The organism is Sphingomonas hankookensis (assembly GCF_022664465.1).
Lineage (GTDB): Bacteria > Pseudomonadota > Alphaproteobacteria > Sphingomonadales > Sphingomonadaceae > Sphingomonas > Sphingomonas hankookensis.
The window spans coordinates 239,021-265,263 of record NZ_JAKREV010000004.1 but is presented as its reverse complement, the minus strand read 5'-3'; the positions used below and the strand labels follow the sequence as shown (position 1 = coordinate 265,263).

General features: G+C 67.6%; 28 protein-coding genes. 15 read left to right on the top strand and 13 right to left on the bottom strand.

What is annotated here, in order from left to right:
• Window positions 1-107: 107 nt before the first annotated feature.
• On the bottom strand, window positions 108-575 hold the full coding sequence (locus MF610_RS12810; RefSeq protein WP_242197230.1) for a PilZ domain-containing protein: 468 nt from the start codon (window positions 573-575) through the stop codon (window positions 108-110).
• 348 nt (window positions 576-923) lie between these two features.
• On the opposite strand from MF610_RS12810, the gene MF610_RS12805 reads away from it, so the two are divergent.
• Window positions 924-2,285, top strand: a complete 1,362-nt coding sequence (locus tag MF610_RS12805) for a sugar transferase (protein ID WP_242197227.1) — start codon at window positions 924-926, stop codon at window positions 2,283-2,285.
• A 109-nt stretch (window positions 2,286-2,394) separates the two neighbouring features.
• Here the strand turns inward: MF610_RS12805 and MF610_RS12800 are convergent, their stop codons facing one another.
• The 3 genes from MF610_RS12800 to MF610_RS12790 are packed head-to-tail and all read right to left on the bottom strand — an operon-like array spanning window position 2,395 to window position 4,854.
• Entirely contained in the window at window positions 2,395-2,937 is a 543-nt protein-coding gene (locus MF610_RS12800; protein WP_242197224.1) for a Smr/MutS family protein, read from the bottom strand.
• Window positions 2,918-4,189 (bottom strand): murein transglycosylase A, encoded by a 1,272-nt coding sequence (gene mltA / locus MF610_RS12795; RefSeq protein WP_242197222.1) that lies wholly within the window; start codon window positions 4,187-4,189, stop codon window positions 2,918-2,920. Before mltA ends, MF610_RS12800 begins: the two co-directional genes overlap by 20 nt.
• A 20-nt stretch (window positions 4,190-4,209) precedes the next feature.
• The gene (locus MF610_RS12790; protein ID WP_277924082.1) at window positions 4,210-4,854 is read right to left on the bottom strand and encodes a Tim44/TimA family putative adaptor protein; all 645 of its coding nucleotides are present in this window, start codon (window positions 4,852-4,854) and stop codon (window positions 4,210-4,212) included.
• 180 nt (window positions 4,855-5,034) lie between these two features.
• Here MF610_RS12790 and secB point away from each other — a divergent pair, with 180 nt between their 5' ends.
• From secB to MF610_RS12770, 4 genes are all read left to right on the top strand, one after another.
• On the top strand, window positions 5,035-5,535 hold the full coding sequence (secB, locus tag MF610_RS12785) for a protein-export chaperone SecB (protein ID WP_242197219.1): 501 nt from the start codon (window positions 5,035-5,037) through the stop codon (window positions 5,533-5,535).
• A gap of 224 nt (window positions 5,536-5,759) precedes the next feature.
• Window positions 5,760-7,340 carry a murein biosynthesis integral membrane protein MurJ gene (gene murJ / locus MF610_RS12780; protein ID WP_242197216.1) on the top strand — a complete coding sequence of 527 codons (1,581 nt, stop codon included), beginning with the start codon at window positions 5,760-5,762 and terminating at the stop codon, window positions 7,338-7,340.
• Between the two features lie 15 nt (window positions 7,341-7,355).
• Window positions 7,356-8,360 (top strand): tryptophan--tRNA ligase, encoded by a 1,005-nt coding sequence (gene trpS / locus MF610_RS12775; protein WP_242197213.1) that lies wholly within the window; start codon window positions 7,356-7,358, stop codon window positions 8,358-8,360.
• A 106-nt stretch (window positions 8,361-8,466) separates the two neighbouring features.
• Window positions 8,467-10,098 carry an alpha-D-glucose phosphate-specific phosphoglucomutase gene (locus MF610_RS12770; protein WP_422635943.1) on the top strand — a complete coding sequence of 544 codons (1,632 nt, stop codon included), beginning with the start codon at window positions 8,467-8,469 and terminating at the stop codon, window positions 10,096-10,098.
• 324 nt (window positions 10,099-10,422) lie between these two features.
• Here the strand turns inward: MF610_RS12770 and dnaA are convergent, their stop codons facing one another.
• The 3 genes from dnaA to mutM all read right to left on the bottom strand — a co-directional run bounded on the left by dnaA (window position 10,423) and on the right by mutM (window position 13,473).
• Entirely contained in the window at window positions 10,423-11,823 is a 1,401-nt protein-coding gene (dnaA, locus tag MF610_RS12765; protein WP_242197585.1) for a chromosomal replication initiator protein DnaA, read from the bottom strand.
• Between the two features lie 480 nt (window positions 11,824-12,303).
• On the bottom strand, window positions 12,304-12,567 hold the full coding sequence (gene rpsT / locus MF610_RS12760) for a 30S ribosomal protein S20 (RefSeq protein ID WP_242197210.1): 264 nt from the start codon (window positions 12,565-12,567) through the stop codon (window positions 12,304-12,306).
• 93 nt (window positions 12,568-12,660) lie between these two features.
• Window positions 12,661-13,473 carry a bifunctional DNA-formamidopyrimidine glycosylase/DNA-(apurinic or apyrimidinic site) lyase gene (gene mutM / locus MF610_RS12755; protein WP_242197207.1) on the bottom strand — a complete coding sequence of 271 codons (813 nt, stop codon included), beginning with the start codon at window positions 13,471-13,473 and terminating at the stop codon, window positions 12,661-12,663.
• A 100-nt stretch (window positions 13,474-13,573) separates the two neighbouring features.
• Here mutM and MF610_RS12750 point away from each other — a divergent pair, with 100 nt between their 5' ends.
• From MF610_RS12750 to MF610_RS12710, 9 genes are read left to right on the top strand one after another with little or no spacing between them, the layout of a single operon-like run.
• Window positions 13,574-14,305, top strand: coding sequence for a class I SAM-dependent methyltransferase (locus tag MF610_RS12750; RefSeq protein WP_242197204.1), 732 nt, complete (start codon window positions 13,574-13,576; stop codon window positions 14,303-14,305).
• Window positions 14,306-14,330: 25 nt separating this feature from the next.
• On the top strand, window positions 14,331-15,863 hold the full coding sequence (gene ubiB / locus MF610_RS12745) for a 2-polyprenylphenol 6-hydroxylase (RefSeq protein WP_242197201.1): 1,533 nt from the start codon (window positions 14,331-14,333) through the stop codon (window positions 15,861-15,863).
• Window positions 15,860-16,954, top strand: a complete 1,095-nt coding sequence (locus MF610_RS12740; RefSeq protein WP_242197198.1) for a glycosyltransferase family protein — start codon at window positions 15,860-15,862, stop codon at window positions 16,952-16,954. Before ubiB ends, MF610_RS12740 begins: the two co-directional genes overlap by 4 nt.
• Window positions 16,951-18,129: a bifunctional phosphopantothenoylcysteine decarboxylase/phosphopantothenate--cysteine ligase CoaBC gene (gene coaBC / locus MF610_RS12735; RefSeq protein ID WP_242197195.1), complete on the top strand. Its 1,179-nt coding sequence runs from the start codon at window positions 16,951-16,953 to the stop codon at window positions 18,127-18,129. Before MF610_RS12740 ends, coaBC begins: the two co-directional genes overlap by 4 nt.
• Window positions 18,116-18,916 carry an alpha/beta hydrolase gene (locus tag MF610_RS12730; protein WP_242197193.1) on the top strand — a complete coding sequence of 267 codons (801 nt, stop codon included), beginning with the start codon at window positions 18,116-18,118 and terminating at the stop codon, window positions 18,914-18,916. The genes coaBC and MF610_RS12730 overlap by 14 nt, the downstream gene beginning before the upstream one ends.
• A complete protein-coding gene (gene dut / locus MF610_RS12725; protein ID WP_242197190.1) occupies window positions 18,913-19,350 on the top strand; it encodes a dUTP diphosphatase in 438 nt (145 codons plus the stop codon). The genes MF610_RS12730 and dut overlap by 4 nt, the downstream gene beginning before the upstream one ends.
• Window positions 19,347-19,781 carry a hypothetical protein gene (locus tag MF610_RS12720; protein ID WP_242197187.1) on the top strand — a complete coding sequence of 145 codons (435 nt, stop codon included), beginning with the start codon at window positions 19,347-19,349 and terminating at the stop codon, window positions 19,779-19,781. Before dut ends, MF610_RS12720 begins: the two co-directional genes overlap by 4 nt.
• A complete protein-coding gene (locus MF610_RS12715) occupies window positions 19,778-20,527 on the top strand; it encodes a HesA/MoeB/ThiF family protein (protein ID WP_242197184.1) in 750 nt (249 codons plus the stop codon). Before MF610_RS12720 ends, MF610_RS12715 begins: the two co-directional genes overlap by 4 nt.
• Window positions 20,509-20,850: a DsrE family protein gene (locus MF610_RS12710; protein ID WP_242197181.1), complete on the top strand. Its 342-nt coding sequence runs from the start codon at window positions 20,509-20,511 to the stop codon at window positions 20,848-20,850. Before MF610_RS12715 ends, MF610_RS12710 begins: the two co-directional genes overlap by 19 nt.
• A 32-nt stretch (window positions 20,851-20,882) precedes the next feature.
• Here MF610_RS12710 and galU read toward each other — a convergent pair whose 3' ends face one another.
• Window positions 20,883-21,749: a UTP--glucose-1-phosphate uridylyltransferase GalU gene (gene galU, locus MF610_RS12705; RefSeq protein WP_242197178.1), complete on the bottom strand. Its 867-nt coding sequence runs from the start codon at window positions 21,747-21,749 to the stop codon at window positions 20,883-20,885.
• 161 nt (window positions 21,750-21,910) lie between these two features.
• Here galU and MF610_RS12700 point away from each other — a divergent pair, with 161 nt between their 5' ends.
• Window positions 21,911-22,693, top strand: a complete 783-nt coding sequence (locus MF610_RS12700) for a metallophosphoesterase family protein (RefSeq protein ID WP_242197175.1) — start codon at window positions 21,911-21,913, stop codon at window positions 22,691-22,693.
• Between the two features lie 518 nt (window positions 22,694-23,211).
• Here the strand turns inward: MF610_RS12700 and MF610_RS12695 are convergent.
• The 5 genes from MF610_RS12695 to MF610_RS12675 all read right to left on the bottom strand — a co-directional run bounded on the left by MF610_RS12695 (window position 23,212) and on the right by MF610_RS12675 (window position 26,240).
• The gene (locus tag MF610_RS12695; protein WP_242197172.1) at window positions 23,212-23,430 is read right to left on the bottom strand and encodes a hypothetical protein; all 219 of its coding nucleotides are present in this window, start codon (window positions 23,428-23,430) and stop codon (window positions 23,212-23,214) included.
• A 237-nt stretch (window positions 23,431-23,667) separates the two neighbouring features.
• On the bottom strand, window positions 23,668-24,711 hold the full coding sequence (locus MF610_RS12690; protein WP_242197169.1) for a M48 family metallopeptidase: 1,044 nt from the start codon (window positions 24,709-24,711) through the stop codon (window positions 23,668-23,670).
• A 105-nt stretch (window positions 24,712-24,816) separates the two neighbouring features.
• Entirely contained in the window at window positions 24,817-25,368 is a 552-nt protein-coding gene (locus MF610_RS12685; RefSeq protein WP_479687780.1) for an FKBP-type peptidyl-prolyl cis-trans isomerase, read from the bottom strand.
• 153 nt (window positions 25,369-25,521) lie between these two features.
• Window positions 25,522-25,728 carry a 30S ribosomal protein S21 gene (gene rpsU, locus MF610_RS12680; protein WP_242197163.1) on the bottom strand — a complete coding sequence of 69 codons (207 nt, stop codon included), beginning with the start codon at window positions 25,726-25,728 and terminating at the stop codon, window positions 25,522-25,524.
• 122 nt (window positions 25,729-25,850) lie between these two features.
• Entirely contained in the window at window positions 25,851-26,240 is a 390-nt protein-coding gene (locus MF610_RS12675) for a response regulator (RefSeq protein WP_242197160.1), read from the bottom strand.
• Between the last annotated feature and the right edge of the window lie 3 nt (window positions 26,241-26,243).

The following is a 26,243-nucleotide window of genomic DNA, read 5'->3' as shown; positions in this document are numbered from 1 at the left end:
GCGAATCCATCGGCTCCCGCGTTCCGGCTGGACTCCCGCCGGCGCGGGAGGGACGACAGGGTATGAAACGGCCGTCCTGCATCCGGTGACCCGAATGTCGATCCGGCCTAGCGCAGCGCCACCAGCGCAAGCGCCCCGATCGCGACCCACGGTCCGAGCATGATCGCGCCGATCAGCGCGAATCGGGCCGGTCGCGACCATTTGGCCACGGCGGGACGGCGCAACTCGATCGCCCGTTCGATCGGCAGCGATGCGACGTTGCACGCCACCGCGGCGGTCACCGCGCCGTCGGGCAACGGCAAGGTGAATTCGCAGCCATAGCTGTCCTCGCCCGACCAGCGGACGATCGCATCGACCGGGCCGATCCCGGCGATCCCCAGGCGCAGTACCGATCCCTCGCCCAGCAACTGGTCGCTTTCGATCCGGCACCCGTCGCGCGTCAGGTCGAGCAATCGGACCTCGACCGGCTCGCCGCCGTCGCGTACGATCGCGACCCGGCCGATCGGCACGCGGGCATCGCGGCGACGTCCGTCCCATGTTGCGAACTCGGATGCTACAAACTGGGCCGTTGCCACGCCTATTCCCCTTGAACTGCGGGAGCGATGGTTAAAGCGGCTGCGTTACTATTTCGGCGCGAAGCGTGGTTAACATCTGGTAGGGAACAAATCGCACACTATTCGGTAACGATAGCACGATACCGGCGATGTGCGGTCGACTGCATCGGATGTCGGACCGGACGATCGCAGCGCCGGGGAAAACCGGTTGCCGAATACTTCCTATTCTTGCCACACGTCACTATTACCGCGACGCAGCGAAACGCCGGACTTCATCAGGGGCAGGCAGACCGGCATGCGCCATCGTTCAGGGGATACGGGTTGAACACGACACCATCATCGGCGCGACCCGATCTCGATGCGCCGGCGGTGACCCGGCAGTGGAATCGCCCCCACGCCGCCCGCATCACGCTCTATGCCGGCCTGCTTGCGCTCGATTTCCTTGCGATCGTCATCGGGTTCATCGCGCCCAGCCATTTCGGCATGCTGTCGCCGGGCTATGCGCAGGAACTGCGCACGACACTGCCTGCGGTCGCCACCATCGCCTGCCTGCTCTATGGCGTGATCGCGTTCAATGCCGGCGCCTATTCGCTCAACTGGGTCCGGGTGATCGCGATCGAGACCGGTCCCGCGGTGCGCTCGCTGATCCTGACCTATGGCGCGCTGTTCCTGATCTCGTATTTCTTCCGCCTCGAACGCGACGTCTCGCGCATCCTGCTTGCCGTCGCGATGGTGCTCAGCCTGATCCTGCTGATTCTGTTCCGGCAGTTCGTGGCGCTGCTGATCGACGGGCGGCTGCGGCGCTATCTGGTGGTGCAGCTGCTGCTATGCGACCAGTATGAGGTGTCCGTGCCACGCGACTTCCGTCGGATCGACGCCGCGGCGCTCGGGCTGCGGCCGGACCTGAAGAATCCGGCGATGCTGCACCTGTTCGCGCAGCTGGTGCAGGGGGCGGACCATGTCGCGGTCGCGTGCCGGCCGGAGGACCGGCGCGACTGGGCGATGATGCTGAAGGGCGCGAACGTGCGCGGCGACATCATCGTCAACGAAATCGACACCTATGGCGCGCTGGCGGTGTCGACCATCGGCGACGCGCGTGCGCTGACCGTATCGGTCGGGCCGCTCAAGCTGCGCAAGGCGATCGGCAAACGGTGCTTCGACCTCGCCTGCGCCAGCGTCGCGCTGCTGCTGCTCACCCCGGCGCTCGCGTTCATCGCGCTGGCGATCAAGCTGGACAGCCGCGGCCCGGTGCTGTTCCGCCAGCGCCGCGTCGGGCGCGGCAACAAATTCTTCTACATCCTGAAATTCCGCAGCATGCGGGTGGAAAGGACCGATTCGGACGGCAGCCGCTCGGCCAGCCGCGACGACGACCGCATCACCCGCGTGGGCTATTTCATCCGGCGGACCAGCATCGACGAACTGCCGCAGCTGTTCAACGTACTGTTCGGGCAGATGAGCATCGTCGGCCCGCGGCCGCACGCGCTGGGGTCGCTGGCGGGCGAGCAGCTGTTCTGGGACGTCGACGAACGCTACTGGCATCGCCACGCGCTGAAACCCGGCATCACCGGCCTGGCGCAGGTGCGCGGCTATCGCGGGGCGACGGTCCATACCGAAGACCTGACCAACCGGCTGCAGGCCGATCTGGAATATATCGCCAACTGGTCGTTCTGGAAGGATCTCGCGATCGTGTTCCTGACGCTCAAGGTGCTGGTCCACCGCAACACCTATTGATGTTGCAGCACCAGCCGGCCACCCACACGGTATTCCGATGGGTGGCGGGGCGGGGAAGCGGGCCGGCGCCGCCTGAAACTCCCTTTTCCGCGAGTTTCCGAATAGCCCTTCACCGCCCCGGGCGGCGCAGCACCAGATAGAGGGCGCCCTGCCCGCCGTGCCGGATATGCGCCGGCCGGATCGCGGCGACGCGGTCGGCGTGGCGGCTGGCGGCGATCCAGTCGCCGATCGCCGACCGGATTGCCCCGCGCGCATGCGGCCGTTCCGATCCGGCACGCGGCGGCTTGCCCGTCACCAGCAACAGCACGCGGTCGCCACGCTGGATCGCATGGGCCAGCCCGCGATCGAGCATCGCATGCGCCGATGCCAGCGTATGGCCGTGCAGGTCGATCGTCGATTCGGGGCTGACCAGCCCGCGCGACAGGCTCTTGTCCCATCCCGCGTCCAGCGTCGCCCCCGGCAACCGGTTGCGGGCAGGCGGCACGACGACCGGCGCAACCCGGGCCCGCACCGGCTTGGGCGCCGGCGCGCCATGTTTCTCCAGCGGTGCCGGCGCGACGGCGACGGCGCGCGCGGGATGCAGCGGCTTTACCGCCGCGACCACCCGCGCCCACAGCGCCGCCTCGTTCGGATCAAGGCGTCGTCCGGCCACCGGCGATCCGTGCGACGGTGCCCAGCGGCAGCAACAGGAAGGCGGTGCCGCGCGCACTCATGCCGCCCGCGATCGCCCGCGCCTCGTCGCCCGCACCCCAGAAGGTGTCGAAGCGATTGGTGCCCTTGATCGCGCCCCCGGTATCCTGCGCCACCCACAGCCCGGTGGCATCGGTCCGGTCCATCGACAGGAACACCGGCGCGCCCAGCGGCACGAAGCGGACGTCCGCCGCGACGCTGGCATTGCCGGTCACCGGCAGGCCCATCGCGCCCAAGGGCCCCGGCCCGGTCAGTTCGCGAAAGAACACGAAGCTCTTGTTTTCGCGCATGATCGCGCGCCCCTGTTCGGGATTGGCGCGTAGCCACGCCATCAGCCCCTGCATCGACGCCTGTCCGGGCTGGACCAGCCCGCGGTCGCGCATCAGCTTGCCGATGCCGGTATAGTCGCGGCCGTTCTGCCCGGCATAGCCGATGCGCATCACACCGCCATCGGGCAGCAGCAACCGCCCCGATCCCTGTACCTGCAGAAAAAACATCTCGACCGGATCGGCCGCCCACGCGATTTCCAGCCCGCGGCCGGCCAGTGCGCCTTCCTCGATCGCGGTCCGATCGAAATAGGGGACGAAGGCGGTACCATCGACCCGCCCGCGTATCCGCTTGCCCTTCAAATCGGTCGAGAACAGGCCAAGGTCGACCTCGACCAGATCGCCGGGCACGCCATAGATCGGCGTTTCATACCCACTGCGCCGCGTGCGCGACCCATGAATTTCGGGTTCGTAATAGCCGGTGGCGAACGCCTTCCCATCCCCGACCTGCGCGGTTTCGAACCAGCGCGCGAAGAACGCCCGCGCCCCGCCCGACGCCACGCTGCGCGCCGCATCGCACGACGGCTGCCAATCGGCACCGCGGGTCAGTCCGGTCGGATCGGCACGCCGCACGACCGAGGCGCAACTGATCCGGAACGCGGCCAGCGCACGGGCGGCAACGGCCTCGGTAATCGGCAGCGAGGCGACCGGCGGCCCGGCGACGACACCGGCGGCCAGCGCAGTCGTCGCCCCAGCAGCGGTGCCGACACCGGTAATCGGCGGCAGCGGAACGGCGGCGGTCGGCTGCCGCACCGGCAGCGGCCGAGTCGGCGTGGTGAGGACCGGCTGCGCCTGCTCGGGCGTCGGCAGCGACGCGGCACTCTCCGCACCGCGCGGCACGATCGCGTTGGAACAGCCCGCCAGCAGCAGCGCGGCGAATGCCGCCATCCCCCCCTTTTGCATCGGCGTCAGGCTTCGTCGGTGTCGGCAAGCTTCCAGTTCGGGTCGCCGCTCTTGAGCACCCGCAGGAACGTCCAGACATCATGCGTCTCGACCGCATCGGACAGCGACCCGGCGATCATGTTGCCATCGGCATCGCGGGTAATCGCGGCGATATCGGCATCGAACCGGACCGCGACGCGCGCGACGCCGCCTTCGACCGACGCTTCGGTCACCACCGCACGCTCGATCGTCACCAGCCGGTTGTCGAGGACATGGCCGGCGGCGTTGCGCTCGGCGATCGCCTGCGCAAAGGCTTCGCGGACGTCCCGTTCGGTCAGCCATTCCAGCGTCGCCTCGTCACCCTTCCAGAAGGCTTCGAGGATCATGCGATAGGCCGACTTGGCACCGTCGAGGAACTGCGCGACGTCGAAGCTGGGGTCGGCGGCGATCAGCGCGCGCAGGCCGGCTTCGGCACCGCTGTCGACGTGCCGGGGGCCCAGCACACGCGCCTCGGGCGTGACCTCGATCGGGCGAGCGACCGACGGCGCGCCGACGCGTTCCTCGGCCGCGCGCGGCAAGGGTTCATGGCCGGTACGCTTGCCCAGTACGGCATAGAGCCGCATGGCCAGAAACGCCGCGACCATCGCGAGCAGGACGACAAAAACCACCATGCCTCAACTTCCTTCCGTCGACCGGACATAGGACCGATCGGGCGCGGATACAAACGGTGCGACGGCCATTAGCTTCGCCGGGCCGGTCGACCCGTTGAATCGCGGTCCTGCCGCTGCTAGTCCGCGCCATCTTAACGCGGCAAGCGCCAAAGCTTTCCGCCGTAGCGGACAGGGAATACCATGGAAGATCAGAACGACGCCACCGGCATCGACGCCTTTGCCAATGGGGACGACAGCCAGCCGTCGGTCAATGTCATCACCCAGTACGTCAAGGACCTGTCGTTCGAGAACCCGAACGCGCCGGGCGTGTATCAGGTCGCGGGCGCGCCGAAGCTGGACGTGCAGTTCAACATCGGCGCCAACCAGGTCGGCGACGACGTCCATGAAGTCGTGCTGAAGATCGAGGCCCGCGCCGAGATCGAGGGTCAGGTGATGTACCTCGTCGACCTGTCGTTCGCCGGCCTGTTCGCGCTCCGCAACATTCCCGCCGAGCATCTCCAGCCGTTCCTGCTGGGCGAAGCGCCGCGCATCCTGTTCCCCTTCGCCCGCCGCGTGCTGGCCGATGCGGTCCGCGACGGCGGCTTCCCGCCGCTGATGCTCGAACCGATCGACTTCGCGCAGCTCTACGTCCAGCAGGCCGACCAGCAGGGTGCGCTGGGCGAAGTCGCCGGCCACGCCTGAAGCGTCGGGGGGTTGGTCGACATTCAGCCGGACGGGCATCGAAAGCCTCTCCCCTCCCTGACAAGGGAGGGGTCGGGGGTGGGTCGGCCCGTTGTGGCGCGCTCACCGTCCCTCGCTGACCAACCCACCCCCTGCCCCTCCCTTGTCAGGGAGGGAAGTAATGTTGCCTTCGCTCGGTACAGTGAAGTTCGATCTGCCCTTGGGGCACATCGCGGAACAACCGCATGAAACTCGCCAAATCGCTGGGATCGGTCGGTGGCCTGACCCTCGCCAGCCGGGTGCTGGCGCTGGTCCGCGATTCGCTGCAGGCGACGTTCGTCGGGGCGGGGTTCGCGTCGGACGCGTTCCTCGTCGCCTTCCGCCTGCCCAACATGTTCCGCGCGCTGTTCGCCGAAGGGGCGTTCAACGCCGCCTTCGTACCGCTGTTCAACAAGAAGGTGGCCGAGGGCGACGCGGGCGCAGAGGGACACGGCCTCGCCACCGGCATCGATTTCGCCCGCGACGTATTGTCCGTGCTGCTGCCGGTGCTGGTCGCTGCGACGGTCGCGATGCTGATCGCCGCATGGCCGCTCACCTGGCTGCTGTCGGGCGGGTTCAACGATCCGACACCCGACCAGTTCGCCTATGCGGTCACGCTGTCGCGGATCACCATCCCCTATCTGCTGCTGATCTCGATCGTGTCGCTCTTGGGCGCGATCCTCAATTCGCTCGACAAATTCTGGGTCAATGCCGCCGCTCCCATCCTGCTGAACATCGCGATGGTCGCCGGCCTCCTGTTCTTCCACGGCCCCGATCCATACGCGACGGCGCAGGTACAGGCGTGGACGGTGACGATCGGCGGCGCGTTGCAGCTTGGCTGGCTGATGCTCGCCTGCCGCCGCGCCGGGGTGTCGCTACGCCCGCGCCGTCCGCGGCTGACCCCCGATGTGCGGCAGATGCTGCGCCTGATCGTACCCGCCGCCGCCGGCGCCGGCGCGATGCAAGTCAACCTCGTCATCTCGACCGCGCTGTCGGGCAAGCTGCTCGATCCGGGCTCGATCTCGTACATCTATTATGCCGACCGGCTGAACCAACTGCCGCTGGGGCTGATCGGCATTGGCCTCGGCACCATCCTGCTCCCGACCATCTCGCGCCAGTTGAGCCGCAAGGACGATGCCGGCGCGATGGATACGCAGAACCGCGGTATCGAACTGGCGCTGCTGCTGACGCTGCCCGCGACCATCGCGTTCCTGACCGTCGCCGAACCGATCATCCGCGCGCTGTTCCAGCACGGCGCGTTCGGTCCCGAAGACACGATCCGCTGCGCCCAGTCGCTCGCCGCCTTCTCGCTGGGACTGCCGGCCTATGTCCTCATCAAGGTGCTGACGCCCGGCTTCTACGCGCGACAGGATACGCGGACGCCGGTGCGCTTCGCGATGTGGTCGATCGTGATCAACATCGTCCTGAACCTCGCGCTGATCCCGACCATCGCCCATATCGGCCCGCCGCTGGCGACCGCCGTCGCGGCGTGGGTCAATGTCGCGATGCTGTACTGGACGCTCCGGCAGCGCGGGCATTTCGCGCTCGACCGGCAGCTGACGCACCGCCTGCCCCGCTTCGCCGTCGCCGCGCTGCTGATGGGGGCGGCGCTGTTCTTCGCCGATGTCGTGGTGGCGCCATGGACCACCGGCGCGGTGCTGACCCGCGTCATCGGCATGGTAGCCCTCGTCGGGACGGGTGCCATCGTCTATGGCCTCGCCTGCCTTGCCACCGGGGCGTTCCGGCTGGCCGATCTTCGCGCGCTGCTGCGGCGGCGGGCTGCGTAATACAGGAAACCCAACATGCGTGTCGTCTCCGGCATCCAGACCACCGGCAATCTTCATCTCGGCAATTATCTGGGCGCGATCCGCAACTGGGTGCGGTTGCAGGACCGGATGGGCGCGGACGATGTCTGCCTGTTCTTCCTGGCGGACCTCCACGCGCTGACGGTGACGCAGGACCCCAGGGAGATGGCGTCGAACACGATCGAGATGGCGGCGACCCTGCTCGCGGCGGGGATCGACCCCGACCGCTCGATCCTGTTCAACCAGGCGCGAGTGCCGGCGCATAGCGAACTGGCGTGGATTCTCGGCGGCACGGCGCGGGTCGGCTGGCTCAACCGCATGACCCAGTGGAAGGACAAGGCGGGCAAGAACCGCGAAGGTGCCAGCGTTGGGCTGTTCACCTATCCGGTGCTGCAGGCCGCCGACATTCTCGCCTATCAGGCGACGCATGTGCCGGTCGGCGAGGATCAGAAGCAGCATCTGGAGCTGGCGCGCGATATCGCCACCAAGTTCAACCTCGATTTCGGGGTCGAGTTGTTCCCGCTGCCCGAACCGATGATCCCGGAGGACACGCCGCGGATCATGAGCTTGCGCGACGGTACCGCAAAAATGTCCAAGTCCGACCCGTCGGACATGAGCCGCATCAACCTGATCGATTCGGATGACCAGATCGCGGCCAAGTTCCGCAAGGCCAAGACCGATCCCGAACCCCTCCCTTTCGAAGTTGGCGGGCTTGCCGAACGGCCCGAGGCGCGCAACCTCGTCACCATCTATGCCGCCCTGTCGGGGGACGCGCCGCAGGACGTCCTCGCCAACTTCGGCGGCCAGGGGTTCGGCGCGTTCAAGCCGGCGCTGGCCGATCTGGCGGTCGCCAGGCTCGGCCCGATCCGCGACCGGCTGGTGGCGCTGCTGGGTGACCGAGCGGCGGTCGGCGCGACGCTGGCCAAGGGTGCGGCCAAGGCCGAGTCGCTGGCCCGACCGACGCTGCGGGCAGCGCAGCAGGCCTTGGGCCTGCAAATCTGAATATTTGTTTTAGTTAATGCAGGTGTCGCGGCCAATTTAAGGTTGTCCGCGACACCTTCGCCACCTTATGCGTTCGGCATCGCTCACCCAACAGGGGATGCCGTTCGTGACCAGCACCACCGTCGATACCCAGCCCTTCACCGACCAGAAGCCCGGCACGTCGGGCCTGCGCAAGAAGGTGCGGGTGTTCCAGCAGCCGCATTACGCCGAAAACTTCGTCCAGTCGGTGTTCGACGTGGTCGAGGACAAGGCCGGCGCCACGCTGGTGATCGGCGGCGACGGCCGCTACCTCAACCGCGAGGTCATCCAGACCGCGATCCGCATGGCCGCCGCCAACGGCTTCGCCCGCGCCATCGTCGGGCAAGGCGGCATCCTGTCGACCCCCGCCGCCTCCAACGTCATCCGCACCCGCGGCGCGATCGGTGGTCTCGTCCTGTCGGCCAGCCACAATCCCGGCGGCCCGGACGAGGATTTCGGCATAAAATACAACGTCTCGAACGGCGGCCCTGCGCCAGAGAGCTTCACAGACGCGCTCTACGCCCGTACGCTGGAAATCGACCGCTACGTTATCAGCGACGTAACCGGCATCGACCTCGACACACTCGGTGAAACGTCCGTCGACGGGCTGACCGTCGAGGTGATCGATCCGGTCGCCGCCTATGCCGAATGCATGGAGGGACTGTTCGACTTCGCCGCGATCCGCGACCTGATCGCCGGCGGCTTCCGCCTGTCGTTCGACGCGATGCACGCGGTGACTGGGCCCTATGCGGCCGAAATTCTCGAACGCCGCCTCGGCGCCGCGCCGGGCACCGTCGTCAATGGCACCCCCCTGCCCGATTTCGGCGGCCATCACCCCGACCCCAACCTCGTCCACGCGCACGAACTGTACGAGCGGATGATGGGCGAGGACGCGCCCGAATTCGGCGCGGCATCGGACGGTGATGGCGACCGCAACCTCATCATCGGGCGCGGCATCTTCGTGACCCCGTCCGATTCGCTCGCCGTGCTGGCGGCGAACGCGCACCTCGCGCCGGCGTACAAGGACGGCATCGCCGGCATCGCCCGCTCGATGCCGACCTCCGCCGCCGCCGATCGCGTCGCACAGGCGCTGGACGTACCGCTGTACGAAACGCCGACCGGCTGGAAGTTCTTCGGCAACCTACTCGACGCGGGACTCGTCACCATCTGTGGCGAGGAGAGTGCGGGCACGGGATCGAACCATGTCCGCGAGAAGGACGGACTGTGGGCGGTGCTGCTGTGGCTCAACATCCTTGCCGTGCGGCGGCAGCCGGTCGCGGAGATCATGGCCGACCATTGGGCGCGCTATGGCCGCAATTACTATGCACGACACGATTATGAGGGTGTCGAGCAGGCCGGCGCCGATGAGCTGATGGCATCGCTGCGCGAGCGGCTGGCGACGCTGCCGGGCATGACGATCGGCGACCTGATCGTGTCGGAGGCGGACGACTTCGCCTATCACGACAGCACCGATGGATCGGTCAGCCGCAACCAGGGCATCCGCATCCTGTTCGCCGACGGATCGCGCATCGTGTTCCGCCTGTCGGGTACTGGCACGCAGGGCGCAACGCTGCGGGTCTATATCGAACGCTACGCGCCGATCGATGGCGATCTGGCACAGGAAACCGGCGACGCGCTGGCGCCGCTGGTCGCGGCTGCGGAGCAGGTTGCGTCGATCCGGGAGCATACGGGTCGCAACGCGCCGGACGTTATTACGTAAGAAGGAGGTAGTTCACGCGAAGACGCGCAGGCGCGGCGGGGTTGCGAGATGGGCAGCCCCTCCGCGATCGGGAGACGGCTGCGCTTGCGGCTGGATAAGGGTGAAGGCCGCTGACGCGGCAGGACGCCTGCCCGAGGCGCAACTCTCCGCGCCTCCGCGTGAACCACCTTCTTCTTTTACCCAATCCGTTCGGTTCGAGCAGGTTCGAGCCTGTCGAGAAGCGTCCGTCGAGAACGCGTAGTTTGGGGCAACCCCTTCTCGACTTCGGTTCTCGACAGGCTCGAACCTGCGCTCGAAGCAAACGGGGGACTCGAGGGGGGACGCTCAGCCTTCGAGCGAGCGCAGCAGCGTGCGGACAGCGGTGTCGATCTCGCGATCGACCCCACGCAGTTCCTCGATCCGGCGCACCGCATGGATCACCGTCGAATGATCACGGTTGCCGAACTTGCGGCCGATCTCGGGCAGCGAGCGGGTGGTGAGGCGCTTGGCGAGGTACATCGCCACCTGCCGCGGCCGTGCGATCACCTGCGCACGGCGAGCCGAGACGAGGTCGAGCTGCTTCACCTCGAAATGCGCCGATACCGCGCGCTGGATATCGTCGATCGTCACGCGCTTGGCCGGGCCGGCCAGCATCTCGCCCAGCGTCGCATGGGCGAACGCCATGTCGATCGTGTCACCGGTGAGTGAGGCATAGGCGATCAGGCGGTTGAGCGCGCCTTCCAGCTCGCGCACGCTGCCGCGGATGCGCCCGGCGAGCAGGTCGACGACGTCCTCGGGCACGGTGATGCCCGGCACCTCGGCCAGCTTCGCGGCGAGTATCGCGTGGCGCAGTTCGGTTTCGGGCGCCTTGATATCGGCGACGAGGCCGCCGCCCAGCCGCGACAGCAGCCGCGGGTCGATCCCGTCGAGCAGCGCGGGCGAACGGTCGCAGGCGATCACCACCCGCTTGCCCGCGTCCATGAACGCGTTGATCGTGTGGAGGCATTCCTCCTGTGTCGCGTCCTTGCCGGCGACGAATTGCAGGTCGTCGATCATCAGCAGGTCGACGCCGCGCAAGCGCGCCTTGAAGCCGTGCGTGTCGCGGGCACGCATTGCCGCCACGAATTCGAACATGAAGCGCTCGGCGGGCAGGTACACCGCGCTCGCCGCTGGATCGGCCTCGAGGAAAGCATGGCCGATGGCGTGCATCAGGTGCGTCTTGCCCAGGCCCGTGCCGCTGTGGAGGAACAGCGGGCTGAAGCGCGGCACGCCGGGTTCGGCCACCGCCTTGGCGGCGTTGAACGCCACGCGATTCGATGCCGACACGATGAAACGGTCGAAGCGATAGCGCGGGTCGAACGCCGGACGCTCGGCCGGGGCACGCTGCGGTACCGCCGGCGCCGCGATCGGTGCCGCGGTGATCGGCGCGGGCACTAGATCGACCATCGGCGCGGGCGGCACGATTCGCGCCTGCAGGGCGGTGGCGGTTTCGACCACGACGTCGCGGACCTGGGGAAGCTGCGCGCGGAATTCGTGGGTCAGACGCTCGGCATAATGGTTGCGGACCCAATCGGTCATGAAGGCGGACGGCAGGGTCAGGCGGACGACGCCGTCGCCATCGGGCGCGACCAGCTCCATCGGCTTCAGCCACCGGTCGAACAAGCGCTGCCCGGCGGATGCACGCAGGTTCTGGCGCACGCGGGCCCAGGCCGCCGCTACCTCCACCTGTCCATGATCCACCGGCATCGTCACGTCAGGCACACCTCTCCCGTGCGGAGAAGCGGGCCTCTCCACCACGTTCCATCGTCGTTTAAAAATCCCCCCTCGATCCCGCCGAAACGGTGATCGCACACGAAGATTCGCGTGGGCCCCGGATCGCCGCAGCGGCGCCGGGAAGTGCTGTTTAGGAACCGGAACGGCCGTCGATCAAGTCATCAAACCGAAATAAAGACGGTTGACAGGCCATGGGCCGCAGAAATGCGTCGGATTTCTTTTTTTCCGTTCCTTATCAATTACTTGAGGAAGTTCGGGCGCATCGATCCGGCAGAATCCTAGGATTTCCGCCATTTCCGAAAGCGTTGATTCGAACGTCCGCGGTGCGCCCGATTTCACGCCGCGGGACAAAGCGGAAACACCGGTTTTCGGTATACCGGATCGGACGCAAGAAACCCCGCCGACCCTGGGGTCGACGGGGTGCATTGCTTGGCCGACGTGGCCGTCAGCGGATCAGGCGATTCCGCCGACCGCCTTGGTCAGACGCGAGAACTTGCGGCTCGCGGTGTTCTTGTGCAGCACGCCCTTGGCGACGCCGCGGGCCAGTTCAGGCTGCACGTTCGCCAGCGCGGTGGTGGCGGCTTCGCGGTCGCCGGCGACGATCGCTGCTTCGACCTTCTTCACGAAGGTACGGATGCGGCCGACGCGCGCACCATTGATTTCCGCACGACGCGCATTGCGCCGGATACGCTTCTTCGCCTGTGGCGTATTCGCCATGCCGTCCTCGACTCTCGCAAATGATTGGTGCCAATCGAGCATATCCCGACCGGAGAAGGTGCGCCCCTTAAACCGTCGGGGGCGCGGGGTCAACTATTGCTGGCAGGTTCGGCACCAGAAGGTGGAGCGCCCGCCATCGACGCGACGCTCGACGGTGCCGCCGCACGGGCACCGCTCGCCCTCGCGGCCATATACCCGGAATTGCTTAGAAAAATAGCCGAGTTCACCATCGGGCCGGGCATAATCACGCAGGGTCGATCCCCCCGCCTCGATCGCGGCGAGCAGCACGGCGCGAATCGCATCGACGAGCAACGCGAGCCGTTCGGGCGCGATCTGCCCCGCCGGCCGGGTCGGTGCGATTCGCGCGACGTTGAGCGCCTCGCAAACATAGATATTGCCAAGGCCCGCGACGATCCGCTGGTCGAGCAGCAGCAGCTTGACCGGTGCGATCCGCCCGGCGAAGCGGCGTTCGAGGTGGTCGGCGGTCAGGTCTGGTCCCAGCGGTTCGGGACCTAGCGCCACGAACGGCGGCCATACGGGCACGTCGGCCGTCGGCATCAGGTCGACCGATCCGAAGCGGCGCGGATCGTTCAGCACCACCTGCCGTCCGCCTGCCGTCTCCAGCACGAGGTGATCGTGCGGCAACGCCTCGTCCGGATCGACCCGCCAGCGCCCCGACATGCCGAGGTGAAAGATGAAGCTGTCGCCGCGATCGGTATCGATCAGCCCGTATTTGGCGCGGCGCGACAGGCCGGTGACCGTCGCCCCGGTCAGCCGCTGCCCGAGATCGACCGGCATCGCCCGGCGCAGATCGGCACGATTCGCGACGACGCGGGTCAGGCGCTGGCCGTGCAGCACCGGGGTCAGGCCGCGCACGGTGGTTTCGACTTCGGGCAGTTCGGGCATGCTATCCTTCTATCGCCGCGGACCGTGTCATACCGGGGATGTACGCAAATAGAGCTAGGTTCGGTTTGCTCCGGCCACAAGGCGCCGCTAGGGCAGGCACATGAACGACACGGTATCCTTCGGCTATGAAGACGTAGCCCCCGACGAAAAGACGCGGCGCGTCGGTGACGTCTTCGCGAACGTCGCCGCACGCTACGACCTGATGAACGATGCGATGTCGGGGGGGATGCACCGGTTGTGGAAGGACCGGTTCGTCGCGCGAGTGAAGCCGCAGAAGGACGATGCGATCCTCGACATGGCCGGCGGCACCGGCGACATCGCGTTCCGCATGGCAAAATCGGGGGCGGGCGTCACCGTCGCCGACATCAACCCGGCGATGCTGGGCGTTGGCATGGAACGCGCCGCCAAGCGCGGAATCGACGGGCTGGTGTGGTCCGAACAGAATGCCGAGACGCTGGGTTTCGCCGATCGCAGCTTCGATGCCTATACGATCGCGTTCGGCATCCGCAACGTGACCGATATCCCCAAGGCATTGCGCGAGGCGCACCGCGTACTGAAGCGCGGCGGACGGTTCTTCTGCCTCGAATTCTCGACCGTGACGTGGCCGGGCTTTGCCGATGTGTACGATCAATATTCGCACAAGCTGGTGCCGAAGCTCGGCAAGCTGCTGGCGAACGACGAGGACAGCTATCGCTATCTAATCGAATCGATCCGGCGCTTTCCCGACATGCCGACGTTCGAGCGCATGATCGGCGAAGCCGGCTTCATCCGCACCCGGGTCGAGCCGATAATGGGGGGGCTGGTCGCGATCCATAGCGGGTGGAAGATTTGATGCGGCACCGGGCGCGTCCCGCCGCATGACCTCGACGCTCACCCATGGCTGGCGCATCCTGAAATGGGGGCGCACGCTGGCGCGGCATGGCGCGCTGATCGATATCGAGCGCAATCCGCGCACCCCGCCGCGGTTGCGCCGGGTGGTGCGGCTCGCCCGGTTCGGTGCGCGGGTACCGAAGACGCCGCGCTATGCCGAGGCATTCGCCGCGTTGGGCCCTGCCGCGATCAAGCTTGGGCAGACGCTCGCCACCCGCCCCGATCTGGTCGGCGAGGCGGTGGCGCAGGACCTGCTCTCGCTGCAGGACGCGCTGCCGCCGCTGCCGTGGAGCGTGGTGCGCCCGGCGATCGAATCGGGGCTGGGCCAGCCGATCGAGGCGCTGTTCGCGTCGATCGAAGAGACGCCCGTCGGGGCTGCCTCGATCGCGCAGGTCCACCGGGCGATCACTACCGATGGCCGGCAGGTCGCGGTAAAGGTGCTGCGCCCCGGCGTCGAAGCGCAATTCTTCGACGCGATCGACACCTATGAATGGGCCGCCGCCCGGATGGAGACGATGGGCGGCGAGTTGAAGCGGCTGCGCCCGCGCCTCGTCATCGAAACGATGAAGCGCTGGACTGCGCGTGAACTTGACCTGCGTCGCGAAGCTGCCTCCGCATCCGAACTGGCCGACGGGATGGAGGCCGAGCCCGACTTCACCATTCCCGCGATCGATTGGCAGCGCACCACGTCGAAGGTGCTGACCACCGAATGGATCGACGGCATCAAGCTGTCGAACCGCCCCGCGCTGATCGCCGCCGGTCACGACCTGAACGCCATGGCGACCCGGCTGGTCCGCGCTTTCCTGCGACAGGCGATCGCCGACGGTTTCTTCCATGCCGACATGCATCAGGGCAATCTGTTCGCGCTGCCCGACGGGCGCATCGCCGCGATCGATTTCGGCATCATGGGCCGGATCGACCGGCGCGCGCGGGTGTGGCTGGCCGAAATCCTCTACGGCCTGATCACCGGTGACTATAAGCGCGTCGCGGAAATCCATTTCGAGGCGGGCTATGTCCCCGCCCACCACAATGTCGCCGAATTCGCGACCGCGCTGCGGGCGGTGGGCGAACCGATGCGGGGCCTTGCGGTCAAGGACATGTCGGTCGGCATGATGCTCGATTCGCTGTTCAACATCACGCGCGACTTCGACATGCAGACCCAGCCGCATTTGCTCCTGCTGCAAAAGACGATGGTGATGGTCGAGGGCGTGGCGACCGCACTCGATCCCGACATCAATTTGTGGGAGACGGCGGCGCCGTTCGTGCGCGGCTGGATTCGCGACGAGTTGGGGCCGGAGGCGATGGTCGCCGACCGGATCATCACCGACCTGCGCACCTTCGCGCGGCTGCCCGACCTGCTGCGCAATATCGAGGCGCGCTATCCCGGCCCCGGCGGCGCCCCGCCCTCCCCGCCGCTGCCCGATATCGCGGTGATCAAGGTCGGCGGCGGCTGGCGCTATGGCCTCGTTGCCCTCGCAAGCGGTGCGGCGGGTGCCGGCCTGATGCAGCTGCTGGGATGATCCGTCCGCGGCCGCCGATATGGCTGTCGTCGTCCAGCCGGTTCGCATGCGTGCGCCCGGCGATCGCCGTTGCGCTCGCAATCCTGTTCGCGCTGCTGCTGGGATCGGCATGGGTTCAACCGGGCGAGGATAGCGGCGTGCGCGGCAGTGGGCAGACCGATCTCGGCCTGTACGGTGCGGTAGTCGACGGCCTGCGCGCGGGCGGCGATTATTATGGCGTCGCTGCGCAGGAGTTGCGCGCGGGCGGCTATCCGCTGCGTCCTTTCCCCGCCGTGCGCCTGCCGACGCTGGCGGTGGTGCAGGCCGCGTTGCCCGACATCGTCCCGGTCATCGCCATGGTGTTGCTCGCCATCGCCACCGGGCTCGCCTGGACCCGGCGGATCGGCGAGTGGTTCGCGCGGGGGAGCCCGAGGATCACCGCACTGTTCCTGCTGGCGGGCGGCATGGTCGCCTTCGTCCAGCCGTCGCTGGTGCATTTCCATGACCTGTGGGCGGGGCTGCTGATCGCCCTGTCGCTCGCCATCCGCCGCGACGATCGCTGGATCGAGCCGGTCGCGATTGCGCTCTGCGCCATGCTGATCCGCGAAACGGCGGCGCTCTATGCACTGGTGATGCTGGCGATGGCACTGGTCGAGGGGCGGCGGCGCGAGGCGCTGGGCTGGATCGCGGCGCTGCTGGTGTTCGTCGCGCTGCTGTCACTCCATGCGCGCGCCGTCGCCACGATCGCCGGGCCACTCGACGCGGTGTCGCCGGGGTGGAGCGGGTTGCACGGGCCGGGGCTGTTCGCCTCCGCCATGGCACGCTCGACCGCGCTGACGCTGCTGCCGTGGTGGCTGGGCGCGCCGCTGGCGATGCTGGCGCTGATCGGCTGGGCGGCGGCGCCGGGGCCGCTCGGCCTGCGCGCGGTGCTGACGTTCGGTGGCTATGCGGCGGCGATCGCGTTGTTCGCACGGACCGACACCTTTTATTGGGTATTGGCCGCCGCCCCCGCCTATCTGGTCGGGATGGCGTTCCTGCCCGATGCTGCGCGCGACCTGACGCGGACGTTGCTCGACAGACGGCGCGTTCGGGTGCAGAGGATCACGCGATGACACGCATATTGCTGATCGTCGGTGGTGGCATCGCCGCGTACAAGGCGTGCGAGCTGATCCGCCTGCTGCGCGGGGCCGGGCATAGCGTCCGCTGCGTCCTGACCGATGGCGGTGCGCAGTTCGTGACGCCGATGACGCTGGCGGCGCTGAGCGAACAACCGGTCCATACCAGCCTGTGGGATTTGAAAGACGAGGCGGAGATGGGCCATATCCAACTCAGCCGTCAGGCCGATCTGGTCGTCGTCGCGCCCGCGACCGCCGACCTGCTGGCGCGGATGGCGGCGGGGGTCGCCAGCGATCTTGCCACCACGCTGCTGCTCGCGACCGACAAGCCGGTGCTGGCGGTGCCCGCCATGAACGTGCGCATGTGGCAGCATGCCGCGACGGTTCGCAACGTCGCGACGCTGCGCGGCGATGGCGTGACGGTGATGGAGCCCGACGAAGGCGCGATGGCGTGCGGCGAGTTCGGTCCCGGCCGCCTGCCCGAACCGGTCGCGATCGTTGCCGCGATCGAAGCGATGACGACCGCGGCCGCGCCACCATCGCTGGCCGGTCGCCGCATCCTGATCACCGCCGGACCGACGCATGAGCCGATCGATCCGGTCCGCTACCTTGCCAACCGGTCGTCGGGGAAACAGGGGTTCGCGATCGCCGCCGCCTGTGCCGCGCGGGGGGCGGACGTAACGCTGGTCGCCGGGCCGGTGACGCTGCCTACCCCGACGGGGGTCACCCGCATCGACGTCGAATCGGCGCGCGACATGGCCAATGCCGTGGCCCAGGCGCTGCCCGCCGATGCCGCGGTGATGGTCGCCGCGGTCGCCGACTGGCATGTCGAAGCGGCGCCGTCGAAGCTGAAGAAAGGCGACGGTCCGCCGACGCTGACGCTGCAGCCCAATCCCGATATCCTCGCGATGCTGGGTCGATCGCCACGCCGCCCGCGCCTGCTGATCGGCTTCGCGGCCGAAACCGACGACGTACTCCCCTATGCCACTGCCAAGCGGACCGCCAAGAATGCCGACTGGATCGTCGCCAACGACGTGTCGGGCGATGTCATGGGCGGCGATCGCAACGCCGTCCATTTGGTCACCGCTGACGGGGTCGAGCACTGGGCCGACGCACCCAAGGGCGATATCGCCGCGCGCCTTGCCGATCGGATCGCCGATGCGCTGGCTTAGTCCCCTGCTGCTCCTCGCCGCCGCCGGTTGCGCGACGCATGGGTCGTCCTCGCCCGCGCTGTCGGCGCAGAGCTTCGGCCCCGATGCGGCGCGCGACGTGCGGACCCTGGTGCTGGTGCTGCATGGCGATGGTGATGGCGACGTGCCCGCGGCATTCGCCGACGCGGCGCACGCCATCGCCGATGCCATTCCCCATGCGCGCGCAATCGCGCTGCTGCGGCCGGGCTATCGCGACGCGGCGGGCAACAGCTCGCCGGGGATGCGCGGCGGGATCGGGGGCGACAGCTATACCGCCGAACGGATCGCGGCGGTGGGCGACAGCATCGCCCAGTGGCGGGCCCGCTATCCACAGGCGCGCACGATCCTTGTCGGGCAATCGGGCGGCGCGGCGATGGCGGCGGCGCTGACCGGCATCCGACCGGGGCTGGTCGACGGCGTGGTGCTGGCCGGGTGCCCGTGCATGCTGCCCGAATGGCGCAAATATCGCGCGAAACAGGGGCATGGCGGCTTCGCCACGCCGGTGTCCAGCTTCGATCCACTGATGACGGTCGGCGGCGTCGCGCCGGCGACGCGGGTCGCGCTGCTGGTCGGGTCGGACGATACCGACACCCCGCAACGCTTCTCGCGCGCCTATGCCGAGGCGCTGGCGCTGCGCGGCATCGCCACCGACTATCGCGTGCTGCCCGGACGCGGCCACGACCTGCTCGGCGACCCCGACCTGATCGACGCGGTGCGCCGCATGTCCGCCGATCCGGTACTGCAGCAGAATGCGAAGGTGACGCCGTGATCGCGCTGCGCCTGCTCCGTCTGCCGCACGGCGCCGGCCTGCCGCTGCCCGCCTATGCCACAGCCGGTGCGGCGGGAATGGACGTGGTCGCGGCCGAAGACGTCGAACTGGTCCCCGGCGCACGCCATGCCGTCGCCACCGGCTTCGCCATGGCGATTCCCGAAGGATATGAGGTGCAGGTCCGCCCGCGTTCGGGGCTGGCGCTCAAGCACGGCATCACCTGCCTCAATACGCCGGGTACGATCGACAGCGACTATCGCGGCGAGGTGAAGGTGATCCTCGCCAATCTGGGACAGGAACCGTTCCGCGTCGTGCGCGGCGAACGAGTCGCGCAACTGGTCCCCGCCCCGGTGCTGCGCGCGACGCTCGACGAAGTCGATTCGCTGGACGACACCGCCCGCGGCGCTGGCGGGTTCGGGTCGACCGGGCGATGACGGCGCTCGCCCTGCTCGGCATGGCCTTGCAGCTGACGCCGGTCGCCCCGCTGATGCCGCCGGCAGAGGTGCAGGTCGCGCCGGTGGCGCGGTCGCCGATCGACTGGGAGGCGCTGCCGCCGCTCCCCTATCGCCGCACACCGCGCCCGACGCCGCAGATGAACGCGTTCGTCCTTGCCGAAATGAAGCGTACCGGGTGCCCGCACCCGATCCCGGTCGCGGGCAATGCGCAGTTGCGGGTCGATGTCGCGGTGCTGATCGGCGACGACCACGTCGTGCGCGCCACCATCCCGCGCGCGATCAATTGCCCGACGGTCGAACAATATGCCGCGGGGCTGGTCGTCAGCTATGCGCGCGGCAACCTGGTGCCCCGCTTCGTCAATGCCGGCAGCTGGTATCGCGCGGTGCTGCTGTTCGATTGGGTCGAATGAGTTTTTCCGACGCCGAACTCGACCGCTATGCCCGCCACCTCGTCCTGCGCGAAGTCGGCGGCGCGGGACAGGCGGCACTGAAAGCGGCCCGCGTGGTCGTGATCGGCGCGGGCGGCATCGGGTCGCCCGCCTTGCAATATCTCGCCGCGGCCGGGGTCGGCACGCTGGTCGTGATCGACGACGACCGCGTCGATGCCAGTAATCTGCAGCGCCAGACGCTGTTCGCCGATGCCGATATCGGAATGCCGAAGGTTGCGGCGGTGGCGGCGGCGCTGGCACGGATCAATCCGTTCGTCGCGGTCGAGCCGCATGCGCTGCGCATCCACGCCGGCAACGCCGCCGACCTGCTGGCCGGTGCCGATGTGGTGGTCGATGGCTGCGACAATTTCGCGACGCGGCTGGTGGTCGCCGATGCGGCGCTGACGGCGCGTATTCCGCTGGTGTCGGCAGCGGTCGGCCAGTTCGAGGGGCAGTTGGGCGTGTTCCGCGGATGGGAGCCCCACCTCCCCTGCTATCGCTGCTTCGTCGGCGACGATCCCGCGCGTGCCGATGCCAGCTGCGCCGATCAGGGCGTGTTAGGCGCGCTGACCGGGATCATCGGCAGCATGGCCGCGCTGGAAGCGATGCGCGCGATCATAGGGTTCGGCGACGATCCCGCCGGGCGGGTATTGATTGCCGATCTGCTCGCCTTCCGCTTTCGCACGCTCACCCTGCCCAAGGACCCCGGATGCCGATGCGCGGGCTGACGATCGTCGTCGTCAGCCCCGACCCTGACCGGTTCCGTGCGGCGCTGACCATGGCCTGCGCCGGCGCCGCGCTCGGCGGGCGGATGCGGGTCTATCTGCATGAACAGGCGGTTGCAGTGTTGACCGCGCGCGGTTCGGCGCCCGCCGGCTTGCCCGATCTTGCCGAACTGCGCGCGATGGCGACCGAGAGCGGCGTAGAGCTGAACGCGTGCCAGACCGGCCTCGCCCTCGCCGGTATATCGGCCGAGCATGCGAACGTCGCGGCAGGCGGCATGATCGACCTGCTCACGACGCTGGCGGACGACCGGCTGGTCACCCTGTAGCGGGCGGGAGCAACGCCCCCGCCCCGAACCCCTCAACCGTTGGCGAGCGCTTCCTGCGCAAACGCCCGCACCGCCGGACCGATATCGGCCCGCGCCAGTGCCAGCGCGATGTTCGCCTGCACCCAACCGGCCTTGTCGCCACAGTCGTAGCGCTTGCCGTCGAAGGTGAAGCCATGGAACGGCTGGTTGCCGATCAGCTTCGCCATCGCGTCGGTCAGCTGGATTTCGCCGCCCGCACCCGGCTCCTGCGAATCGAGGATCTGCATCACTTCGGGCTGCAGGATGTAGCGGCCGGGGATCATCAGGTTCGACGGCGCCTTGCCCTTCGGCTTTTCGACCAGCGCGGTGACTTCGGTCAGGCGCCCGTCCTGCTTGCCGGGCGAGATGATGCCGTATTTGTCGGTCTCGCTGTCGGGCACTTCCAGCGCACCAATGACATTGCCGCCGACCTGCTCATAGGCCTGAACCATCTGCTTCAGGAAACCGCCGACCATCAGTTCGTCGGGCAGCAGCACCGCGAACGGCTCGTCGCCGACGATCTCGCGCGCGCACCACACCGCATGGCCCAGACCCAGCGGCTCCTGCTGACGGACATAGACCGGGCTGCCAGGCTTCTGGCGGATACCCTCGATCAGCGCCATCGACTTGCCGCGGGCCTTCATCGTCGCTTCCAGTTCGTAGGAAACGTCGAAATGATCCTCCAGCGCGCCCTTGCCCCGACCGGTGACGAAGATGATCTGTTCGATGCCGGCTTCCAGCGCCTCTTCGACCGCATACTGGATCAGCGGCTTGTCGACGACGGTCAGCATCTCCTTGGGCATCGATTTGGTCGCAGGGAGGAACCGGGTGCCAAGACCGGCGACCGGAAAGACTGCCTTGCGAACCTTCTTGATCGTCATCGCTTCCATCCCTCAAAATTGCTGCGCCGCAATAGAACGCCGGTAGATGATTGGCAAATCGCCATCGTCGTGCCGCCCAACGCCTTCTAGGCGCTTCGGGTTCACCGCCGCCACGGTTCATTGAACGTGCAGCCCCTTTCGCCTAGAGGCGATCGCGCATCATGGTTTTTTCCCGACTTTTCCGCAAATCCGCAGCACCGGCGCCCCGCATTCCCGACGGTCAGATCGTCTATGCGATCGGCGACGTTCATGGGCGGCTGGACTGTCTCGAAGATTTGCTGGCGCGGATAGATGCCGATCCCGACCGTGGTGACCGCCGGGTGAAGCTTATCTTCCTAGGCGACCTGATCGATCGCGGTCCGGATTCGCGCGGCGTCGTCGAACGGGTGATGACGCTGTGCGCGGCGAGCGAGGACGTCACCTGTCTGTGCGGCAATCACGAGGAACTGCTGCTCCATGCTGCCGAAGGCGCGCGCCAGTCGCTGGGCATCTTCGTGCGTGCCGGTGGCCGGGAAACGCTGCTTAGCTACGGCGTGGACGAGGCAACCTATGAAGCCGCCGATCTGAAGGGCGTAGCGCAGCTGGTGCAAGACCATGTGCCGACCGCCCATCTCGACTTCCTGCGCGCGCTGCCCGACCAGATCGCGATCGGCGACTATGTGATGGTCCATGCCGGCATCCGCCCTGGCGTGGCGCTGGATGCGCAGAAGTCATCGGACCTGCGCTGGATTCGCGCGCCGTTCCTCGATCATACCGGGCGGTTCGAACGCTTCGTGGTCCACGGGCATACCGTGACGGCCGAACCCGATATCCGGCCGAACCGGATCGGCATCGATACTGGCGCCTATCGCAGCGGCCGCCTGACCGCGCTGGTGCTGCACGACGAGGTGCAACGATTCCTGACCACCGCGCTGCCGGAAGGAACCGGCCCCAGCGTCGATTGACGCTTGCTGTATCGGGTCAGAGTACAATCGCGCGATCCGGCATGCCCGAGTGTTTGACGTATTCAACCCGAGCACGGCGCCCTTGGGGCCGATCGACATGCGACGAGGCCGGATACAATCCGGGAGGATGAGGCGCATTTCCCGCCAGTCGTGCCCTGCGTAGACGGAGGTCCAGACCATCCGACGATAGCGCGCCAGCGTCGGCGGGTGCGCCCCCGCGCAGGCGAAGATTCAGGCGGGCGGCGCATGGCAGTTCCGCCGCACTCCACGTACCCCCGCGTGGGCGGGGGTCCAGGGTAACGACAGGACGACATCTGGGGCTCTGGCGCCCGCCTGCGCAGGGGTACGGCATAAATTTCGATCGCTCTTCGACGGATCAAGCTTGGAGCAACCACTGCCATCGCTGCCGACGTAGCGCCCAAGGACACCCGTGCGAATCACCCAGTCCAAACGCAAAAGGGCGCCCCAAACGGGACGCCCTTCCTACCGATCGGTGCGCGGTTGCCCGCGCGGAACGATTAGTTGCTGTCCGAGTCGCTGTCCGAATCGGCGACGACAACGATGCCGGCGACGACGGCAGCAGCTGCCAGGATGGCGACGATGATGCCACCGCCGGCCAGCTTTTCGCCCTTGGCGGCCGGAGCCGACGCACGGGCAACCGACAGCTTCGAAGCGTTCGCAGCGTTGGCGATCGTCGGAGCAACGGTCATCGAAACGGCCGAGGCCGCGATCAGCATCTTCTTAGCAAAACCCATTTCTACACTCCCTTGTAAAACTCTACGTCACGCCGCCTTTTGCACAGCAGCAGGCAGGCTGCAAGCCGAATCATCCCGTTCGCGACCGCCCGTTCCGGGTGATGGACCAGCAACGGTCGTGCGGGTGCTTGGCCGGAAACCCGTTAATTTTCACTTAGTTCCAGCACCGGGAAGCTAGCGTATACGATTGTTGGTGCAAGCGAATACCGCCATTCCGGTCTATTCCAGCGGCCGGTCCCGCGTTGTCAGTACCGGCGGGCGATAGGGGATCGGCGCGCGGGGCGGCAGTGCGGCGATCTCCGCCGCGATCAGTTCGGCACGCTTCCCCGCCGACGAATGCGTCCGGCTATGAAAAATTCCGCCGTCGATCCGTGCGCCCGGCCCTTTCCAGAACGCGACCGCCAGCGACGGGTCCCACCCGGCGTTGCGCAACAGGTGCACGCCCAGCCGGTCGGCATCGTCCTCGGTCGAACGGAAGATGCGCCCGTTGCGTCCCAGTTCGCGGAACAGCCCGCGACTGACCTTCGCCGCCTCCAGCCGGGCGTGGTGGCACAGGATGTTGTGGGACAGCTCGTGCGCGACGACCACCGCCAGCTGCGGATCGGCGAAGCGTTCGAGAAACTGGCTGGAAATCTGCACCAGTCGCCCGTCGGCCACCGCATCGAGCGACGGTCCGACTTTCAGCTCGAACAGGGTGCGACATCCGGGCGAGGCCGCGATGGTAACCGCACGATCGACACCGGCACTGCGGAGGACCATGCGCAGCGGACGGTCGGCCGGTAGCGAATCGAGCAGGGCCACGAACGCGTCGCGGGTGGCCAGATGCCCGCCGCCGGTCGCCACCGGCACCGAACGCCCGTCGACACTGACGATCGAATCATTGGCCTGCACACCGGCCCGCGCAGCGGCGCTGCCCGGCACGACCGCTTCGACCGCCACACCGGTCGCGAAACCGAACGCCCTGCGCGCCACCGCCTGTTCGTCGACACCATATTGATCGATCGCATGGACGATCATGCCGGTGACCGGTGCAAGATCGGTACACAGCGGCGCATTGGCGATGGCCAGCCGATATCCGATCGCGCCAAGCCGCAGGTCGGCCGCGCGCAATGCCTCCAGCGTCGCGACATCGGCCGGGGGTATGGGCGCGGGCACCGGCGCCGCCCCAATGGTCAGGCAGGCGCTGAGGATCGTCGCGAGGCGATAGCGCCACGATCGAACGAGGGGGGCGGAAACGGCGCTGGATCGGGAAACAAATGACATGTCACGCGAATACCATGAACGCGGCGGGCAAGGCGATGCCGTCGCCGCACACGAAAACGGCGCCGGAGGGACCCCGGCGCCGTCTGTTCGTCCATCCCGGTCGTCTTAGCGTCCGGCGGGTGGCGGTACCGCGCCTGCCGGCGGCATGCCGCCCCCACCCTGCTGCTGCATCATCTGCTGCATCTGAAGCTGTTGGAGCACGGTTTCCGGAATGAAGTCGACCATCTCGACGTCGAACACCAGCACCTGCTTCGACAGCGTTTCCATTTCCGCCGGCATCGGCGGCGCACCAGCGGGGCGGGGCGCGCCATAGCCCAGCTCCGGCTTCAGCCAGAAGCGATAGCGCGATCCCTTCGGCATCAGCTTCAACGCTTCGCCGAACCCCGGAACGACGCCCTTGGGCGACATCGGCGTCGGGCGCTGGCTCTGGTCGAAGGTCGTGCCGTCGGGCAGCTTGCCGACATAGTTGATCAGCGTGACGTCGGCATCGGTCGGCGTCGGGCCACTGCCCTTGGCCAGCACTTCATATTGCAGGCCGCTGGCGGTGGTCACCACGCCCGGACGCGATCCGTTGCCGGACAGGAACGCATCGACGCCGCTGCGCGTGCCGGCAAAGGCGAACCCGACCGCCAGCAGCAGTGCAAGGACGATACCCACCCAGATCCAGGTGATATGGCGCCGTTTCACGGGACGCAGCGGAACGGCAGTGACCGACATCGAAACCCCTTATGGCGCATCCATCGCGCCGTATCGCTTGGAACCAGTCGCCCCGCCGGTCACGTACCGGCACGGCATCGACGGCGAAACCCCTTACCGTGCGCTGTCGCGCTCCACCCGCTTGCGCTCCAGCTTGCGCGAGCGGCGAACGGCGGCGGCACGCTCGCGGGCGCGCTTTTCCGACGGCTTTTCATAGTGACCGCGCAGCTTCATCTCGCGATACACGCCCTCGCGCTGCAGCTTCTTCTTGAGCGCGCGCAGGGCCTGATCGACGTTGTTTTCGCGAACCATGATCTGCATGTGGCCGTGGAACTCCGGGAATCTTCATCGCAATAGAATATGGTTCGCCGAAGCAGGGCCGCGGCGTGACGATTTCCCCTATCAGCAGTACCGCACCCACGCAACCGCCGCTCCCGGGCGCGTCAGAACAGCAGGTCCCCGCCGCTGCGCCGGGCAAGGATTCGGCCGATCGCGTCGAACAGCGCGTCCATCGCCACCGGTTTGAACAGCACCTCGTCGGCGCCCATCGCGATGCAGCGTTCGGTCAGGTCGATCGCGGTATCGGCGGTGACGACGATGATCGGCAGGTCGCGCTTGGCATCGGTGCGCGCGCGAACCCGGCGGATGACCTCGAACCCGTCCATCCCCGGCATGCGCAGGTCGAGCAGCACGAGATCGAACGTCTCCTCATCGATCCGCTGCAGCCCCGCCTCGGCCAGATCGGCCTCGACCATGACCGCACCGGCCACGTCGAGCATGTCGCGGACGACGCGGCGATTCATCGCGTCGTCCTCGACGAACAGGATTCTCATGAC

Excerpts from the sequence above, each read along its gene's own strand:
- mltA (WP_242197222.1), bottom strand. The coding sequence starts at position 4,189 with ATGGCGGCATTCGCCGCGCTGCTGCTGGCGGGCTGTTCCAACGCGATC.
- MF610_RS12790 (WP_277924082.1), bottom strand. The coding sequence starts at position 4,854 with ATGGTGGTTTTTGTCGTCCTGCTCGCGATGGTCGCGGCGTTTCTGGCC.
- secB (WP_242197219.1), top strand. The coding sequence starts at position 5,035 with ATGGAAGATCAGAACGACGCCACCGGCATCGACGCCTTTGCCAATGGG.
- murJ (WP_242197216.1), top strand. The coding sequence starts at position 5,760 with ATGAAACTCGCCAAATCGCTGGGATCGGTCGGTGGCCTGACCCTCGCC.
- trpS (WP_242197213.1), top strand. The coding sequence starts at position 7,356 with ATGCGTGTCGTCTCCGGCATCCAGACCACCGGCAATCTTCATCTCGGC.
- dnaA (WP_242197585.1), bottom strand. The coding sequence starts at position 11,823 with ATGCCGGTGGATCATGGACAGGTGGAGGTAGCGGCGGCCTGGGCCCGC.
- rpsT (WP_242197210.1), bottom strand. The coding sequence starts at position 12,567 with ATGGCGAATACGCCACAGGCGAAGAAGCGTATCCGGCGCAATGCGCGT.
- mutM (WP_242197207.1), bottom strand. The coding sequence starts at position 13,473 with ATGCCCGAACTGCCCGAAGTCGAAACCACCGTGCGCGGCCTGACCCCG.
- MF610_RS12750 (WP_242197204.1), top strand. The coding sequence starts at position 13,574 with ATGAACGACACGGTATCCTTCGGCTATGAAGACGTAGCCCCCGACGAA.
- ubiB (WP_242197201.1), top strand. The coding sequence starts at position 14,331 with ATGACCTCGACGCTCACCCATGGCTGGCGCATCCTGAAATGGGGGCGC.
- MF610_RS12740 (WP_242197198.1), top strand. The coding sequence starts at position 15,860 with ATGATCCGTCCGCGGCCGCCGATATGGCTGTCGTCGTCCAGCCGGTTC.
- coaBC (WP_242197195.1), top strand. The coding sequence starts at position 16,951 with ATGACACGCATATTGCTGATCGTCGGTGGTGGCATCGCCGCGTACAAG.
- MF610_RS12730 (WP_242197193.1), top strand. The coding sequence starts at position 18,116 with ATGCGCTGGCTTAGTCCCCTGCTGCTCCTCGCCGCCGCCGGTTGCGCG.
- MF610_RS12720 (WP_242197187.1), top strand. The coding sequence starts at position 19,347 with ATGACGGCGCTCGCCCTGCTCGGCATGGCCTTGCAGCTGACGCCGGTC.
- MF610_RS12715 (WP_242197184.1), top strand. The coding sequence starts at position 19,778 with ATGAGTTTTTCCGACGCCGAACTCGACCGCTATGCCCGCCACCTCGTC.
- MF610_RS12710 (WP_242197181.1), top strand. The coding sequence starts at position 20,509 with ATGCCGATGCGCGGGCTGACGATCGTCGTCGTCAGCCCCGACCCTGAC.
- galU (WP_242197178.1), bottom strand. The coding sequence starts at position 21,749 with ATGACGATCAAGAAGGTTCGCAAGGCAGTCTTTCCGGTCGCCGGTCTT.
- MF610_RS12700 (WP_242197175.1), top strand. The coding sequence starts at position 21,911 with ATGGTTTTTTCCCGACTTTTCCGCAAATCCGCAGCACCGGCGCCCCGC.
- MF610_RS12695 (WP_242197172.1), bottom strand. The coding sequence starts at position 23,430 with ATGCTGATCGCGGCCTCGGCCGTTTCGATGACCGTTGCTCCGACGATC.
- MF610_RS12690 (WP_242197169.1), bottom strand. The coding sequence starts at position 24,711 with ATGTCATTTGTTTCCCGATCCAGCGCCGTTTCCGCCCCCCTCGTTCGA.
- rpsU (WP_242197163.1), bottom strand. The coding sequence starts at position 25,728 with ATGCAGATCATGGTTCGCGAAAACAACGTCGATCAGGCCCTGCGCGCG.
- MF610_RS12675 (WP_242197160.1), bottom strand. The coding sequence starts at position 26,240 with ATGAGAATCCTGTTCGTCGAGGACGACGCGATGAATCGCCGCGTCGTC.